This is a genomic window from Micromonospora sp. LOL_024 (assembly GCF_048060415.1).
In the GTDB taxonomy this organism is placed as follows: Bacteria; Actinomycetota; Actinomycetes; order Mycobacteriales; family Micromonosporaceae; genus Micromonospora.
Genome location: NZ_JBHMIS010000011.1, coordinates 34,541 through 49,487, shown reverse-complemented (window position 1 = coordinate 49,487; position 14,947 = coordinate 34,541). Strand labels below are relative to the sequence as shown.

General features: G+C 69.0%; 11 protein-coding genes. 5 read left to right on the top strand and 6 right to left on the bottom strand.

All coding sequences use genetic code 11. The features are described from left to right. The first annotated feature begins 9 nt into the window (after positions 1–9). The gene (locus tag ACFHWY_RS14300; protein WP_416580671.1) at positions 10–801 is read left to right on the top strand and encodes a deoxyribonuclease IV; all 792 of its coding nucleotides are present in this window, start codon (positions 10–12) and stop codon (positions 799–801) included. Further along, positions 798–2,897: a hypothetical protein gene (locus ACFHWY_RS14295; RefSeq protein WP_416580670.1), complete on the top strand. Its 2,100-nt coding sequence runs from the start codon at positions 798–800 to the stop codon at positions 2,895–2,897. Before ACFHWY_RS14300 ends, ACFHWY_RS14295 begins: the two co-directional genes overlap by 4 nt. A 39-nt stretch (positions 2,898–2,936) precedes the next feature. On the opposite strand, the gene ACFHWY_RS14290 is transcribed toward ACFHWY_RS14295, so the two are convergent. The 3 genes from ACFHWY_RS14290 to ACFHWY_RS14280 form a co-directional block, all read right to left on the bottom strand. Further along, positions 2,937–4,490, bottom strand: a complete 1,554-nt coding sequence (locus ACFHWY_RS14290) for a glycosyltransferase family 87 protein (protein WP_416580669.1) — start codon at positions 4,488–4,490, stop codon at positions 2,937–2,939. 220 nt (positions 4,491–4,710) lie between these two features. Next, positions 4,711–7,536, bottom strand: coding sequence for a transglycosylase domain-containing protein (locus tag ACFHWY_RS14285; protein ID WP_416580668.1), 2,826 nt, complete (start codon positions 7,534–7,536; stop codon positions 4,711–4,713). Between the two features lie 196 nt (positions 7,537–7,732). Further along, a complete protein-coding gene (locus ACFHWY_RS14280; protein WP_416580667.1) occupies positions 7,733–8,194 on the bottom strand; it encodes a DUF5318 domain-containing protein in 462 nt (153 codons plus the stop codon). 174 nt (positions 8,195–8,368) lie between these two features. Here ACFHWY_RS14280 and ACFHWY_RS14275 point away from each other — a divergent pair, with 174 nt between their 5' ends. Together ACFHWY_RS14275 and ACFHWY_RS14270 are read left to right on the top strand one after the other, a co-directional pair. Beyond that, on the top strand, positions 8,369–9,007 hold the full coding sequence (locus ACFHWY_RS14275) for a PadR family transcriptional regulator (protein WP_416580666.1): 639 nt from the start codon (positions 8,369–8,371) through the stop codon (positions 9,005–9,007). A gap of 23 nt (positions 9,008–9,030) precedes the next feature. Beyond that, positions 9,031–10,110: an inositol-3-phosphate synthase gene (locus ACFHWY_RS14270; protein ID WP_416580766.1), complete on the top strand. Its 1,080-nt coding sequence runs from the start codon at positions 9,031–9,033 to the stop codon at positions 10,108–10,110. Positions 10,111–10,265: 155 nt separating this feature from the next. Here the strand turns inward: ACFHWY_RS14270 and ACFHWY_RS14265 are convergent, their stop codons facing one another. From ACFHWY_RS14265 to ACFHWY_RS14255, 3 genes are all read right to left on the bottom strand, one after another. Continuing rightward, positions 10,266–10,745, bottom strand: coding sequence for a methylated-DNA--[protein]-cysteine S-methyltransferase (locus ACFHWY_RS14265; RefSeq protein ID WP_416580665.1), 480 nt, complete (start codon positions 10,743–10,745; stop codon positions 10,266–10,268). A gap of 125 nt (positions 10,746–10,870) precedes the next feature. After that, positions 10,871–11,314: a S8 family serine peptidase gene (locus ACFHWY_RS14260; protein ID WP_416580664.1), complete on the bottom strand. Its 444-nt coding sequence runs from the start codon at positions 11,312–11,314 to the stop codon at positions 10,871–10,873. Then, complete coding sequence (locus tag ACFHWY_RS14255) at positions 11,281–12,741, bottom strand: CCA tRNA nucleotidyltransferase (RefSeq protein WP_416580663.1); 1,461 nt, start codon at positions 12,739–12,741, stop codon at positions 11,281–11,283. Before ACFHWY_RS14255 ends, ACFHWY_RS14260 begins: the two co-directional genes overlap by 34 nt. 125 nt (positions 12,742–12,866) lie before the next feature. Between ACFHWY_RS14255 and murJ the strand changes: the two genes are divergently transcribed. After that, positions 12,867–14,618, top strand: coding sequence for a murein biosynthesis integral membrane protein MurJ (gene murJ, locus ACFHWY_RS14250; protein WP_416580662.1), 1,752 nt, complete (start codon positions 12,867–12,869; stop codon positions 14,616–14,618). The last annotated feature ends 329 nt before the right edge of the window (positions 14,619–14,947 follow it).

The following is a 14,947-nucleotide window of genomic DNA, read 5'->3' as shown; positions in this document are numbered from 1 at the left end:
CTCGCCTGCATGCGTATCGGAGCCCACGTCGATCCGACCGACCCGTTGGCGGAGGCGACCGCCCGAGCGGCAGACGCCGTGCAGTTCTTCCTTTCCGACCCGCAGGGCTGGAAGGCGCCACAACCCCGGACGGACGCCGATCTGCTGCGCGACGCCGCAGTGGACGTCTACGTGCACGCGCCCTACGTAATCAATGTCGCGACCAGCAACAACCGCATTCGGATTCCCAGCCGAAAGCTGCTGCTCGCCCACGCCCAGGCGGCCACGGCGATCGGCGCCAAGGGGCTGGTGGTACACGGTGGACACATCAACGCCGGCGACGATCCGGCTACCGGCTTCGACAACTGGCGCAAGGCCCTGACATTCGCCGCGGAGGCGGGTGGCTTCGGACTGCCGGTGCTGATCGAGAACACCGCAGGCGGCGAGCACGCCTGCGCCCGCCGGCTGGACGCGCTCGCCCGGCTCTGGGACGCCATCGGCGACCACCAGGTCGGCTTCTGCCTCGACACCTGCCACGCCCACGCCGGCGGTGAGGAGCTCCTCGGCCTGGTCGACCGGGTGAAGGCGATCACCGGACGGATCGACCTGATCCATGCCAACAACTCCAAGGACCGTTTCGGCTCGGGTCGAGACCGCCACGACAACCTGCGCGGTGGCACCATCGACGCGGAGCTCGTCGTCGCCGTGATCCAAGCGGCAGGTGCCCCGGTCATAGTCGAGACACCAGGCGGCACCGACGGCCAGAGCGGCGACATCGCCTTCCTCCGCGGCCGGCTCGGTCCGAAAACCCCGTCGCGATGACCACGCAGCACTCCGCAGGCGACGGCACGACGTCGAACTCACCAGACACCCGCACGACCGGCGAGGCGACGCGCGGCGACGCCAAGGCCGGCCAGGCCGCCGCCGAAGCACCGGATGCCGACCGGACCGGTGGGGACAAGGCCAGTCAGCAGGGCGGGCCAGACCCGGTCGGAGCCGGCACGATCCCGGCGAACGCCGACAAGGCGAAGGACCGCGACGGCAAGGCTGCCCAGGTGGAGGAGAGCGTTGGCGAGGAGGTGACCGGCGGAGCCGGCAAGGACGGCACGAGCACGGACTGTACGGCGGGCAGCGGGGACCGTAAGCCGGACCGCTGGGCCGCCTTCGGGCCCGCTCCCGAGTCGATACCGACCTGGTACGGCAGGCTGGGCCGGCGAGTTGGCCGGCTGCTGGTCCACGAGTGGACGCTGGCCGTGCTCGGCTCGCTGGCGCTGGCCGCGCTGATGACCTGGCCGACGCTGCGCTACCCGGCGCACACGCTGCCCCAGGACTACTGGGACCCGAGCCTGCAGGCCTGGCAGATGTCCTGGTCCGGGCACATCCTGCTGGCCGATCCGGCCCAACTGTGGCACGCCAACACGTTCTTTCCCGACCGATGGAGTTTCGCCTTCTCCGACACTCTGCTCGGGTACGCGCCGGCCGGCATGATCGGTATCGGCCCCGAGGCCGCTCTGCTCCGGTACAACATCATCTTCGTGCTGGCGCATGCGCTCGCCACTTTCGGCGCGTACGTGCTGGCTCGGCAGCTCGGTGCGAGCCGAATCGGATCCGCGGTGGCCGGGGTCGCCTACACCTACGCGCCATGGCTGTTGGCGCAGGCCGGTCACCTGCACGTGGTTTCCAACGGCGGCATCCCGTTGGCGCTGGCCATGCTGGCCCGTGGGCACGGTTGGTCGCTCCGGCACGGCTACCGACCCGAGCGCCGGCACGAGGGCTGGGTTTACACCGGCTGGCTGGTCGCGGCCTGGCAGTTGAGCCTCGGCTTCGGAATCGGCCTGCCGTTCGCGTACGTGCTCGCCGGCACCGTGCTGATGGCGACCGTCATCTGGTTCGCGAAGCGCATTGTCTGGCGGGTCAGGCGTCCCTTCGGCCAGCGCCTGTTCGTCGCCGACCTGATCGGCGGGCTGATCTTCGGAGGAGTTGGGGTCCTGCTGGCCATCCCGTACTTCACCGTCACCCAGCTGCACCCGTACGCGGAACGGACGATCGCCGACATCGCCATCTTCTCGCCGCCCGCCAGCGGCTTCGTCACCGCCCCGGCCGAATCCCGCCCTTGGGGTGGGCTGCACGAAGGGGCACGTGCCATCCTGCCCTGGCATCCGGAGATGACGTTGCTGCCCGGCTTCACGCTGTACGCGCTGGCCGCCGGCGGCCTCTTCCTTTCCATCTGGACGGTGCGCCAACGCCTGCTGCTGCTCGCCGGGGTGCTGGTGGCGATGGCCCTGTCGATGGGCACCGAGCTCTTCGAAGGCCGCTTCACCTACGTACCGCTCTTCGAACACCTGCCGGGTTGGAGCGGCATCCGCACCCCGGGGCGGCTGATGCTCTGGGCCACGCTGCTGCTCGGACTGCTCGCGGCGGGAGCGGTCAGCGCGTTCGCCGAGCGGGTCCGGGACATCTGCGCCGAGCGGATTCCCTCCTGGCCGAGCCCGTGGCTGCGGCTGGCCACCCTGATTCCCCTGGTTCTGGTCGTCGCCGAGGGGACCAACACGACACCGCATCCGGTGGTGCCGCCACAGCCGGCCGCCATGCGTTCCATCGAGGGCCCACTGCTCGTCCTGCCCAGCGGGCAGAACCACGACCAGCCGGTGATGCTCTGGTCGACCACCCGCTTCCAGGACATCGTCAACGGTGGCAGCGGCTTCGTACCCCGCCAGCTGGAAGACGTGCGCCGGGTCACCATGACCTTCCCCGACCAGACCAGCGTGGACTATCTGCGCACCCTAGGTGTACGCAACGTGCTGGTGGTGCGGGACCAGATCGCCGGCACGCCCTGGGAGATCAGCGTCGACGCACCTGTCGACGGGTTGGGCATCACCCGCGACGAGATCGATTCGGTCGTCGTGTTCCGGCTCTGAGGTGCCTCGCGGCTGGGATTGGCGGGGGCTCCGATCGGATCACGTGGCCGCGGACACGGGTGTCGGGGTCGGTTCGGGGGGTGGGGCGGGTGTCGCCGCCCGGCGGATTCTCAGGCGGTCGAGCCAGGGGGCGTCCGGGAGTCCGTTGAGTAGACCTCCATCCGGGTCGTCGGCGTAGGTGCGGCGTACCGCGTCCCGCTCCGGGTGCAGGATCTCCCGTACCACCAGCACGACCAGCGCCACCACGGCGGCCATGCGCAGGCTCGCGGCCAGCACGAACACGCCCTCCGGGAAGACCGGCTGGCCGGTCGACGCACCGAGCAGTTGGCCGTAGAAGGCTACGAAGTAGCAGACCTCGGCCGCCTGCCAGACGAGGAAGGCTCCCCACCTGGGCCGGGCGAGCACCACCAGCGGCAGCAGCCAGAGCACGAACTGCTGCGACCAGACCTTACTGAAGATCAGGAATACGGCGACCACGAGGAAGGCGAGCTGAGCGAGTCGGGGCCGGCGCGGCGCCAGCAGCGCGAGCGCGCCGACGCCGAGGCAGGCCAGGCCGAACAGGGCGTACGAGAGGTAGTTGAGTGTGGGAATGTTGGCGTCGAGCCACTGGAAGGGTCCGATGCTGGCCGGGTCACCGAACTTGCCGTCCAGGTAGCGGGTTATGTACCAGATAGTCCCCCAGTCGATCGGCCGATCGGTGTTCAGTTCGAAGAAGCGCTTCCAGTTCTCCCGGGAGTCGACGGGAAACGCCACCGGCAGATTCACCAGCACCACCGTCACCGCGGCCGTGAGGATGGACAGCAGCGCGGACCAGAGTCGGCCGGCGCGCATCGCCAGCACCAGGATCGGCCCCAGGATGAACAGCGGCCACATCTTGGCCGCCCCGCCGAAACCGAGCAGCACCCCGGACAGGGCGACCAGCAGGACGCCACGGCGGCCGTCACCGGAGCGCGCCCAGGCCAGTAGGCCGAAGGCGGCCAGACCGATGGCGAGCAGGTCCCAGTTGACCGTGGCGGTGAGCAACAGTGCGGGGGCGAGCGCGAAGAGCGCGGCGTCCCAGGGACGGCGGCGGCGCAGCGCCAGGATCACCGCCACGGTGGCCACCGCAAGTGCGCCGAGCACCAGCGCGTTCAGGTTGTAGAACCACTGACCCTGGTTCATCCCGGGATTGCCGTCGCCGGCCGCGTGCACCGGCAACCCGAGCACCCCCATGAAGTACCCGGTCAGCACCGGATACTCGACCGGGTGGTCCAGGTAGGGCACGGCACCCTCGTTGAGCCGCTCGGCGTAGTAGAGCGCCAGCACGTCGGTGTAGCAGAACCGGGTGTACTGCTCGTTGTTCTCCCACGCGCCGTCCTGACAGGGCGACTTCTGCACCCAGTGCAGGGCCAGCGTCAGACAGGTCAGGGCGAGGACGATCCGGACAACGGTCCAGAACCGACGCTCCGTGCCGGCGGGCCGGTCGCGGGCAACCGCATGGTCACCGAGCGGGCCGCCGATCAATCCGGAGAGTCCTCGGACGAAGCCGTCGGAGCGGGACGGGTGATCGGAGACATCCGGTCCATCGATGCCGGGCGTCGACTGGCTGCTCATGACCGTGCATCTTGCCGTATCAGTTGACCGGGTAGAAGTCGAAACTCGCCTGCTCCCGGAATCTGGCGAGGCCCTACCAAATCCCGTGGCGGCTCAGCGCCGTGAGCCGACGCGACGGGATCCGCGCCTCCCGTCGTCTGGTCATATGGCGGCACCGGTCTCCGGAGAATCGTCGAGGGCGGTCGGACAGGTGTCCGGCCGCCCTCGACGATTCACGGGATCAGTCCCGGGTGGGTCTCGGTGTCAGCAGTCCGCCGCCTCCACCGCCCGGACCGTCGTTGTCGCCGTCGTCGTTGTTGCCGTTGTTGCCGTTGTTGCCGCCGTTGTTGCCGCCGCCGTTGATCTGGCAGAAGAAGTCCAACGGGTTGCAGTCTCGTCGACCGTCGTTCGATGGCGGTGGCGGTGGCGGTGCCGGCTCTTCGCCGTTGCCGACGTCCTGGTCGCCGACCCCGGTGACGTTCGGCAGATTGGACGGATCGAAGCCGCTCAGCGCCTCGTCCATGTACCGCTTCCACAGCGCGGCCGGGAAGCCGCTACCGCCGATGTTACCGCCGTTCTTGTCGAGAATGGCTGGCTTCTTCGGGTCGCGGCTGCCGACCCAGACCGCGGTCGCCAGGTTCTCGTCGTAGCCGACCATCCAGGCGTGCGCGTTCTTGTCGGTGTTGCTGTGCTCCCAGGTACCGGTCTTGCCGGCAGCCTGCCGGTTGTTGGCCAGCCGGGCGTTGCTCTTGCCCGGAATCTCCTTGAGAACCGCGGTCACCTCCTCGGCGACCTCCGGCCGGATCACCTGTTGGCCGCCACCCTTCTGTAGCTTTTCGCCGGTTCCGGGCACCTTGTCCCACTTGCCGGTTGCCTTGTTCTGCTTCTCCACCATGCGGACGAAGTGCGCCTTGTTGTACTTGCCCTTGTTGGCGAGGGTGGCCAGGCCGTTGGTGTGGTCCAGCACGGTGATCGGGTACTGGCCGAAGCCCACCACCCGGTCGAACTTGCTCGGCGCGAGTTCCTCCGGCTTGTTCTTGGTCAGGTCGTACGCCTTCGGCGGGTCGACGGTCCACATCGTGCGGACGCCGGCCCGGCGGGCCATGTCGACCACCTTGTCGGCACCGATCTCCTCGGTCACGTGGAAGAACGGCACGTTGTACGACTGGATCGTCGACTCCTGCAGCGTGCACCACTTGGCGCAGCTGGCGTTCCGGCCGGCGTTCACGATCTTGTTGGCGTAGTCGTCGGGGGTGAACGGAGTGGCGTCCCAGTGCGACTTGACCGAGACCTCGGCGTCGATGGCCGCCGCCAGCGTGTAGACCTTGAACGACGAGCCTGGCGGGTGCCCGCCGACGAGGTCACCGTTCTGGTCGGTGTTCAGGCCGGCGTAGTCGAAGTCAGCGCCGCTGTCGCCGCCGTAGTAGGCAAGTACCCGGCCGGTCTTCGGGTCGATGGATACCGCGGCCGCCATCAGGTTGTTGGGTTGCGGTTCGAGCACCGAGCCCTTGCGGTCAGGCTGGGCTGCCTGCTCCAACGCCTTCTGCATCTTCGGGTCGATGGTGGTGGTGATCCGGTAGCCACCCTCACGTAGTTCGTCGACGCAGCTGGGCTTGTCCGTCGCGCCGTAGTTGGAGCAGAGACCCCACTGCTCCATCTCCTGCCGCACGTAGTTGATCACGTTGCCGCGGGGGGACGCGACGCCGAAACCATTGTCCTTCTTCGTCTTCTGCACCTTCGGATACTCGGCGGGCCGCTCGGGCCTGTCCGGGGCGCCCAGCCAACCCTCCTCGACCATCCCGCTGATGACGTACTCCCAGCGGGACTTGGCGTCAACCTCGTTGATCTCCGGGTCGAACCCCTGGTGGGTGGCGCTGGCGACGGGCTGCTTGATCAGCGCGGCGAGCACCGCCCCCTGGGCCACGGTGAGCTTCTCGGCGCTGGTGTTGAAGTACGTCTGAGCCGCCGCCTCGATGCCGTACGCGCCCCGACCGAAGTAGATCACGTTCAGGTAGTTCTCCATGATCTGTTCTTTGGTGAACTCGTCGTTCAGCTTCGAGGCGAGGATCGCCTCCTTGACCTTCCGTGCGTAGCTGTCGTCCTGAAGGTTCTCGTAGGCGTTGCGGGCGTACTGCTGGGTGATCGTCGAGGCGCCCTGCTTGTCGCCACCGGAGAGGTTGTTCCAGGCGGCCCGGGCGATGCCCTTGTAGTCGACGCCCGAGTGCCGGTAGAAGTTACGGTCCTCGGCGGCGGCCACGGCATGTCGCACGTGCTCGGGGATGGCGTCGATGGTGACGAAGGTGCGGTTCTCGTTGCCGAGCTTGGCCACCAGCGTCTTGCCGTCCTTGGCGTAGACGACGGTGGAGAGCGGCAGCGGGATCTCCTTGGGCAGCACCACGTTGGTCGAGTAGTAGGTGAACCCGACCACCCCGATGCCGGCCAGCATGATGAACACCGCGAAGCCGGCGATCAGCATGTTGATCCGCTTGCGCTTGCGGGCGCGGGACACTCCGCCGGGATCACGGCCGCCGCGACCCGGTCCGGTCCGACCACCGGGCCCACCCGGCCCACCCGGCCCGCCGGGACCACCGACGCTCGCCCGGGCCACCGCGGCCCGACCGCCGGGACCACCCACCGACGCCGCGCCGACGCTGGCCCGGCCCGCCGATGCCGCTCCGACGGCGACAGAGGCACGACCGGGCCCGGCCGGCGACACCGGCACCGAGGCGCGCCCGGCCCGGCTCGGGGCCGGGGACACCGGCACCGAGGCACGGCCCGGCGCCGCCGGCGAGACCGGCACCGAGGCGCGGCCCGGTCCGGCCCGGCCGACCGGTGCCGCGCTGGTGGACCCGTGCTGCGGTGGCACGCTCGCCGAGCCGCCTACCGACGCCCGGCCACCGACCGAGGCGCGGGCCGACGGGCCGACGCCCTCCGGCCCGGTCGACCAGTTGACGCCGCGCGGTTCACCACCCTGGCGGCGGTACGCGTCGTCGGCCTGCCCCGGGTCGTCCTGGCCCGGAATACGGGCCCGTCCGCGCGGGGAGCTGGGATCGCCGTACGAGTTCATTCCTCACACCCTGCCGTCGCGGTGGGGCGCTGTCGCACCGCCACCGGTTTGCCGTGAGTTGTGACACCCGAGAGCACGGCACAAGGATGCCGTGGAACCGGTGTCAGATCCGAATCAATCGGACTATTCAGACCTACAAGCTGTCGGTCGCCCCGGCCACGTACGCCACGGCCGGGGCTGGCCGATCGAGCCTGATTCACCGTTGCGCCTCTCGCCTTCGCCGGACACCCGTTCCGTCGGCGGTCATGCCGCCTGCCTCACTGCGTTCCTGGCCGTCGTCCGCGCCGCCGGGCAGGCCGTCCCGGCCGAGCAGGTACTGCTCGACCAGATGGTTCCAGTCACAGCCGAGGCACACCTCCACTACGAAGACCTGGAACTCACGCAGCGTCATCGCCAACACGGACAACTCGGCCACCGTACGCGCCTGGCCGGCTGACTGCCTGAGTTCGTCCCCGTAAATGTAGTGGACCCGGGTGAGGTTCTCGCTCCGGCAGATCGGACACCGCTGGTCGGTGGGCTCGCCGTGGAACCGAGCCGCGTTCTTCAGGTATGGAGATGCGTCGCACAGGTCGTAGGTGCCGACCCGGCCGGCGAGAAGCTCACGCAGCACCACTCGCTTTCGGAGCGAGTAGTCGACGACCTGGCGCTGCGTACGCATGCGGGAAAGGGTACGCGGTCTCGTGTGGCTAAGCGACCACCGTGACGATCCGTGAGCACGGGACATCGGAGCGGGGGTTTGCCCCGAGGGGAACGAGACGCTACGGTGCGATGTATCGGCCCGATACATCGCGACGGTTGGCGCTTCACGCACAGGGTAACGGAAGGATGGCCAATGCTCGAACTCGCCATCCTCGGCCTGTTGCAGGAGGCCCCGATGCACGGCTACGAGCTGCGCAAGGAGCTCACTGCCAAGCTCGGGGCGATCCGAGCCGCCATCAGCTACGGCTCGCTCTATCCAACCCTGCGCCGGCTACAGGCAGCGGGTTGGATCACCGAAGCCGCCGAGACACCCGCCACCGCCGAGGAGGTTCCCGCGCTGACCAGCCGACGAGGTCGGGTGGTCTACACCATCACCGCGGAAGGAAAGGAACGCTTCGCTCAGCTCATCGCCCAGACCGGGCCGGAGACATACGGCGACACCGGTTTCGGTGTGCACTTCGCGTTCTTTTCCCGAACCGACCGGGCGACCCGACTTCGGATCCTGGAAGGTCGCCGCCGCACGATCGAGGAACGTCGCGAGGGCCTTCGCGACATGCTGGGCCGGGCGGCCGAGCGCCTCGACGCGTACACCCTGGAGCTGCAGCGCCACGGCCTTGATGCCTGTGAGCGCGAGGTCCGGTGGCTGGAGGAGCTCATTGCCAACGAGCGCTCCGGCCGTGCCCCGACGGTCCCGCAGGACGGGACGGCCGGCGGCCGACGAGAAGACAACAGCCCGCCTCCGCCTGGCGAGACCAGGAAAGAGCGGCCGTGACAGAAAAGAAGGAGGCACACGCGATGGGCTCCGTCCGCGTCGCCATCGTCGGTGTGGGTAACTGCGCCTCGTCCCTGGTACAGGGCGTCGAGTACTACCGGAACGCCGACCCGAACGACCGCGTCCCGGGTCTCATGCACGTCACCTTCGGCGACTACCACGTCTCAGACGTGCAGTTCGTCGCGGCGTTCGATGTCGACGCCAAGAAGGTGGGCATGGACCTCGCGGAGGCGATCGTCGCCAGCGAGAACAACACCATCAAGCTCTGCGACGTGCCGCCGACCGGTGTCAGCGTGCAGCGCGGCCCGACCTTCGACGGCCTCGGCCAGTACTACCGGGAGATCGTCGAGGAGTCCGACGCCCAGCCGGTCGACGTGGCCAAGGCGCTGCGCGACGCGCAGGTCGACGTCGTCGTCTCCTACCTCCCGGTGGGCTCGGAGCAGGCCGACAAGTTCTACGCCCAGGCCGCGATCGACGCCGGCTGCGCGTTCGTCAACGCCCTGCCGGTCTTCATCGCCTCCGACCCGGAGTGGGCGCAGAAGTTCACCGACGCCGGCCTGCCGATCGTCGGCGACGACATCAAGAGCCAGGTCGGCGCGACCATCGTGCACCGGGCGCTGGCCAAGCTCTTCGAGGACCGGGGAGTCGAGCTGCTACGTACATACCAGCTCAACTTCGGCGGCAACATGGACTTCATGAACATGCTGGAGCGCAACCGCCTGGTCTCGAAGAAGATCTCGAAGACCCAGTCGGTCACCTCGCAGATCCCGCACGAGATGAGCAAGAGCGACGTGCACATCGGTCCGTCCGACCATGTGCCGTGGCTGGACGACCGCAAGTGGGCGTACATCCGCCTGGAGGGCCGCTCGTTCGGTGACACCCCGCTCAACGCCGAGCTCAAGCTCGAGGTGTGGGACTCGCCGAACTCGGCCGGCGTCATCATCGACGCCGTCCGGGCCGCGAAGATCGCCCTGGACCGGAAGATCGGCGGCCCGATTCTGTCGGCCTCGTCGTACTTCATGAAGTCCCCGCCGGTGCAGTACGCCGACCACGATGCGCACGCCGCCGTCGAGGAGTTCATCGTCGGCGAGATCGAGCGCTGACGCGCCAACCAGCAGCATCGTCGAGGGCCGGGTCCGTGCGGACCCGGCCCTCGACGTCTGTGCTCAGGCCGTGGCCCGGGTGATCGGCGCCATCTCGGCGCGAGGGCGCAGTGGTGGGCGCGGTACATGGCCGTCGCGTCGCGCTGGCGAGCCAGTCAGGACCAGGCGCGTTGCAGCGCGACCCGGGCCTCCAACTCCAGCAGCTTGACCTTGCGGTCAAGGCCGCCGCCGAAGCCGACAAGCTTTCCGCCCGCCCCGATGATGCGGTGACACGGCACGATGACCGGGATCGGGTTGCGGTTGCAGGCCACTCCGACCGCCCGGGCCGCGCCAGGATCGCCCACCCGCCGGGCCACCTCGCCGTAGGTCGACGTCTCGCCGTACGGGATCAGGGTCATCTCCCGCCACACCGCCCGCTCGAACTCGGACCCGCGCGTCGCGTGCACCGACACCCCGAAATCGGTCAGCTCTCCGGCGAAGTACGCCCGCAACTCCGCGACCGCCTGCCGGGACGTCAGATCCACCGGCGCCGTGGCGGCCGCCGTGACCGGGCCGAAATGTGCGCCGCAGACGCTGCCGTCGGCGGTGGCCACGGAGAACTCCCCGATCGGCGAGTCGATCACTGTCCAACGCATGTCGCCATTCTCCACCTCGGCGCGCTCGCACCAGCGGCGCGGCACCGGCCACGTGCGGGGCGGCCATCGAGTGTCCACCCGTTGCCGGCCGCGATCGAGTAGGTGACACCGGACGCGATGGACATTCACCGCCTCGTCCGCGCCCCGTCAAAAGACGGGATGGCCACGACGTCACTGAGGCTCATGTTGGCCACGGCCGGCTTCTGGGCGTTCCCGGTCACCCAGTCGACACCGGCGATGACCTGTTCGGTGGTGCCGAAGCCCTCGCAACAGAGCACCCGTACGCCGACGAGCGTGACACCCTTGGCCACGCCGTACCTCGCGCCGCCGACGGTCCCGGCGACGTGCGTGCCGTGGCCGTTGCAGTCTCCTGCGACGTCGTCGGAGTCGATAGCGTCGTAGCCGTGACTCGCCCGACCACCGAAGTCCTGGTGGGCGACGTTGATCCCAATGTCCAGATGTACGCGGTGACCGCGCCGCCTATGTTGGGGTATTTGTAGGTGCTGTTCAATTTCGGCGAAGGCCTGATCGACGGTCAGTCGCGGATGCCCTCGTCGCGGGCCCAGCACAGCAACTCTGCCTCGGCAGCGTCACGGTCCAACGGCCCACGCTCCAGCCGCAGGTCCTTGAGATACTTCCAGGCCCGGCCCACGATCGGCCCCGGCGGCACGCCGAGCAGCTCCATGATCGCGTTGCCGTCGAGATCGGGCCGGACCCGCGCGAGATCCTCGTCGGCGGCGATCCGGGCGATCCGCTCCTCCAACGCATCGTAGTCGGCGGCCAACTGGGCGGCCTTGCGCCGGTTACGGGTGGTGCAGTCCGACCGGGTCAGCTTGTGCAGCCAGGTCAACAGGTCACCCGCGTCGGTCACGTACCGGCGCACCGCCGAGTCCGTCCACTCACCCCGGCCGTACCCGTAGAAGCGCAGGTGCAGCGCGACCAGCGTGGTGACCTTGGCGGTGACGTCCTTGGGGTAGCGCAGCGCCTTCATCCGGGCCTTGGTCAACCGGGCGCCGACCACCTCGTGGTGGTGGAAGCTGACCCGGCCGTCCGTGCCGGTCGACTTCGTCGCCGGCTTGCCCACGTCGTGCATCAGCGCGGCCATCCGGAGGACGAAGTCGGGGCCGTCCTCCTCGTACGAGATCGCGTTGCGGACCACGGTGAGGGTGTGCTCGTAGACGTCCTTGTGCTGGGCGTGCTCGTCGATTTCGAGCTTGAGCCCGGTCAGCTCGGGCAGGAAACGCTCGGCCAGCCCGCTGTCGACCAGCAGCCGCAGTCCCGTGATCGGGTCTACGCCGCAGAGCAGCTTGGTGAACTCGTCACGGATTCGCTCAGCGGTGATCCGATCCAGGTCGGCCGCCATCCGGGTCATCGCCGCCTGGACGTCCGGGTGCACCGCGAAGCGCAGCTGGGCGGCGAAGCGGGCGGCCCGCAGCATCCGCAACGGATCGTCGCCGAACGACTCGGCAGGCGTACCCGGCGTACTTACGACCTTCGCCGACAGGTCCGCCAGGCCGTCGTACGGGTCGGCGAACCGGTGCTCGGGCAGGCTCACCGCCATGGCGTTGATGGTGAAGTCCCGCCGCCGCAGGTCCTCGACCAGACTGGTGCCGTAGACCACGACCGGGTTCCGGCTGACCTGGTCGTACGACTCGGCCCGGAAAGTGGTGATCTCTAGTCGCAGGCCGTCGCGCTGACAGCCGATGGTGCCGAACTCCCGGCCGGTCTCCCAGATCGCCTCGGCCCAGCCCCGCAGGACTTCCAGCGTCTGGTCTGGATGCGCGTCGGTACAGAAGTCGAGGTCCTCGCCGAGCCGGCCGAGCAGGGCGTCGCGTACCGAACCGCCCACGAGGTGCAGTTCGTGACCGGCGGCGGCGAACCGGCGGCCCAGCTCATCGGCGACCGGGGAGACCCGGAGCAGTTCGGCGACGGCGTTGCGCTGCGCTGCGGTGAGTTCGCGGCGGTCGGTGGTCTGGGGTGCGGCGGCTTCGGACATCGGATCAGCAGCCTATCGGTCCTGATCGCCATCTCGTCCGCCGGGCGCGGGTAACGGGTTCGGGTTGACTAAGGTCTGTGACGTGCGGGCCGATGCCGGCTCCGGTGTACCCCTTGGAGGCACAGATGAGCGGCGGGCTCTACCGCAGCGCGAACGCCCAGCAGGGCGGCGTGCCGGGCGGCCGGCCCGACGACGGCGCAACGTTCATCTCGGCCGAGCCGCTGAACCAGCCCGCGACGGAGTCGGTCGCGCCACCCCAGGAGCAGGTGGCGGAGGGCAGCGCCGCGACCAACAGCGCGGTCATGGCGATCGGCAGCCTGGTCAGCCGGGGTACGGGTTTCCTGCGCAATCTGGTGATCGGCGCCGCCCTGGGTGGTGCGCTGGTGGGCGACGCCTACACCACCGCGCAGATCCTGCCGGGCATGGTCTACGAGTTCCTGCTCGGCGGCATCCTCACCAGCGTGTTGATCCCGGTGCTGGTACGCCGACGCAAGACGGACAGCGACGGCGGCCAGGCGTACACCCAGCGGCTGCTGACCCTCGCGGTGCTCGCGCTGGGCGCCGCCGCCCTGCTCGCGGTCGCCCTCGCCGTGCCACTGACCTGGTTGTACGGCGCCAACGAATCCGCTCCCGGCTACTCGAAACTGGTCACCGCGCTGGCTCGGCTCATGCTGCCGATGATCTTCTTCTCCGGCCTGAGCGCACTGATCAGCGCAGTGCTCAACACCCGTGGCCACTTCGCCGCCCCGATGTGGGCGCCGATCCTCAACAACCTGGTGGTCATCGGTACCGCCGGCATGTACATCGCGATCTTCGGCGCCGAGATCGTCGGGCCCGAGGACATGACGGTCGGGCGGGTCCTGCTGATCGGCGGCGGCACCCTGATCGGCGTCGCCATCCAGGTCGCCGGCCTGCTGCCGGCGCTGCGCAGGGTCGGCTTCCGGTGGAAGCTCCGCTTCGACTTCCGCCAGCTCGGCCTGGCCGAGCTGGGCCGGCTCGGGGCATGGATGATCTGCTACGTCGCGGTCAGCCAGATCGGCCTCATCGTGCTGTTCAACCTGCTCAACCGCGCCGGCAAGGAGAACGCCGCCGGTCCGCTGATCTACAACAACGTCTTCCTGCTGTTGATGACCGCGCACGGCATCATCGCCGTGTCGATCATCACGGCGCTGATGCCCCGGATGAGCGCCGCCGCCGCCGACGGCCGGTACGCCGACCTCGTCGCCGACCTGTCCCGGGGCACCCGCATGGTGTCGGCCGTGCTCGCCCCGATCGCGGTCTGCTACGCCGTGCTCGCCACCCCGATCGCGTTCACGCTGTTCCGGTTCGGCGCGTTCACCGAGGACAACGCGACCGCGACGTCCCTGGTGCTGCTCGCCGCGGCACTCGCGCTGGTGCCCTTCGCGATCAGCCAGCTGTTCACCTTCGCCTTCTACGCGCTGCCGGACACCCGTACTCCGGCACTGATCAACATTCCAGTCGTGGCGCTCCGGATCGGGGTGCAGATCGCCCTGTTCGCGGTCTTCTCGGCGAGCTTCGCCGGTGCCGGAATGATGATCGGCAACACGGTCTCCTATCTGGCCGCCGCGATCGTCTCCGCCTGGCTGCTGCGACCCCGGGTGGGCCGGATCGGGCTGGGAGCGATCCTGCGCACCCTCGGCCGGGTGGCGGTCGCCGCGCTCGGTGCCGCCCTCGCCGGCCTGCTGGTGGTGTTCCTGCTTCCTGGCGACGACACGCCGACCAAGGCGGAGGCGATCGTGCAGTTGCTGGTCGGTGGCGCCGTGATCGGCGGTACGTATCTGGGTCTTGCCGTCGTGCTTCGGATCTCGGAGATCACCGAGGTGATCGGCATGGTCCGCCGCCGCCTCGGACGCTAGATCCCCGACGAGGCGACGGGTTGCACCCAGCGTGACCGCGGATCACCAGGCTGGGGACGTGCCTGTGGATAACTCCGCGAGCTGCCGCTCGCCGAACGGGTCGGCCTGTGGACAACCAGCCGGACGGCTGAGTGTGCCCGACCGACCGACGGGAACCCACCGCACGCCTGACCGGCTGCCTCGACCTGCCCCGCCCCGACGACGGCCAGGTGTGGGCAGCCTCTAGATTGGCTGGTACATGTGCCAGCAACGCGGCTGACAACGGTGCCAACCGGACGAGACCGCACGACTGCGAAGTCACCCGTCGGTCACGGCGGGAAGATGACATG

Bases quoted from the DNA above. Each gene is read 5' to 3' on its own strand.
- ACFHWY_RS14285 (WP_416580668.1), bottom strand. From the start codon at position 7,536: ATGAACTCGTACGGCGATCCCAGCTCCCCGCGCGGACGGGCCCGTATT.
- ACFHWY_RS14265 (WP_416580665.1), bottom strand. From the start codon at position 10,745: ATGCGTTGGACAGTGATCGACTCGCCGATCGGGGAGTTCTCCGTGGCC.
- ACFHWY_RS14290 (WP_416580669.1), bottom strand. From the start codon at position 4,490: ATGAGCAGCCAGTCGACGCCCGGCATCGATGGACCGGATGTCTCCGAT.
- ACFHWY_RS14300 (WP_416580671.1), top strand. From the start codon at position 10: ATGCGTATCGGAGCCCACGTCGATCCGACCGACCCGTTGGCGGAGGCG.
- ACFHWY_RS14270 (WP_416580766.1), top strand. From the start codon at position 9,031: ATGGGCTCCGTCCGCGTCGCCATCGTCGGTGTGGGTAACTGCGCCTCG.
- ACFHWY_RS14255 (WP_416580663.1), bottom strand. From the start codon at position 12,741: ATGTCCGAAGCCGCCGCACCCCAGACCACCGACCGCCGCGAACTCACC.
- ACFHWY_RS14280 (WP_416580667.1), bottom strand. From the start codon at position 8,194: ATGCGTACGCAGCGCCAGGTCGTCGACTACTCGCTCCGAAAGCGAGTG.
- ACFHWY_RS14275 (WP_416580666.1), top strand. From the start codon at position 8,369: ATGCTCGAACTCGCCATCCTCGGCCTGTTGCAGGAGGCCCCGATGCAC.
- ACFHWY_RS14295 (WP_416580670.1), top strand. From the start codon at position 798: ATGACCACGCAGCACTCCGCAGGCGACGGCACGACGTCGAACTCACCA.
- murJ (WP_416580662.1), top strand. From the start codon at position 12,867: ATGAGCGGCGGGCTCTACCGCAGCGCGAACGCCCAGCAGGGCGGCGTG.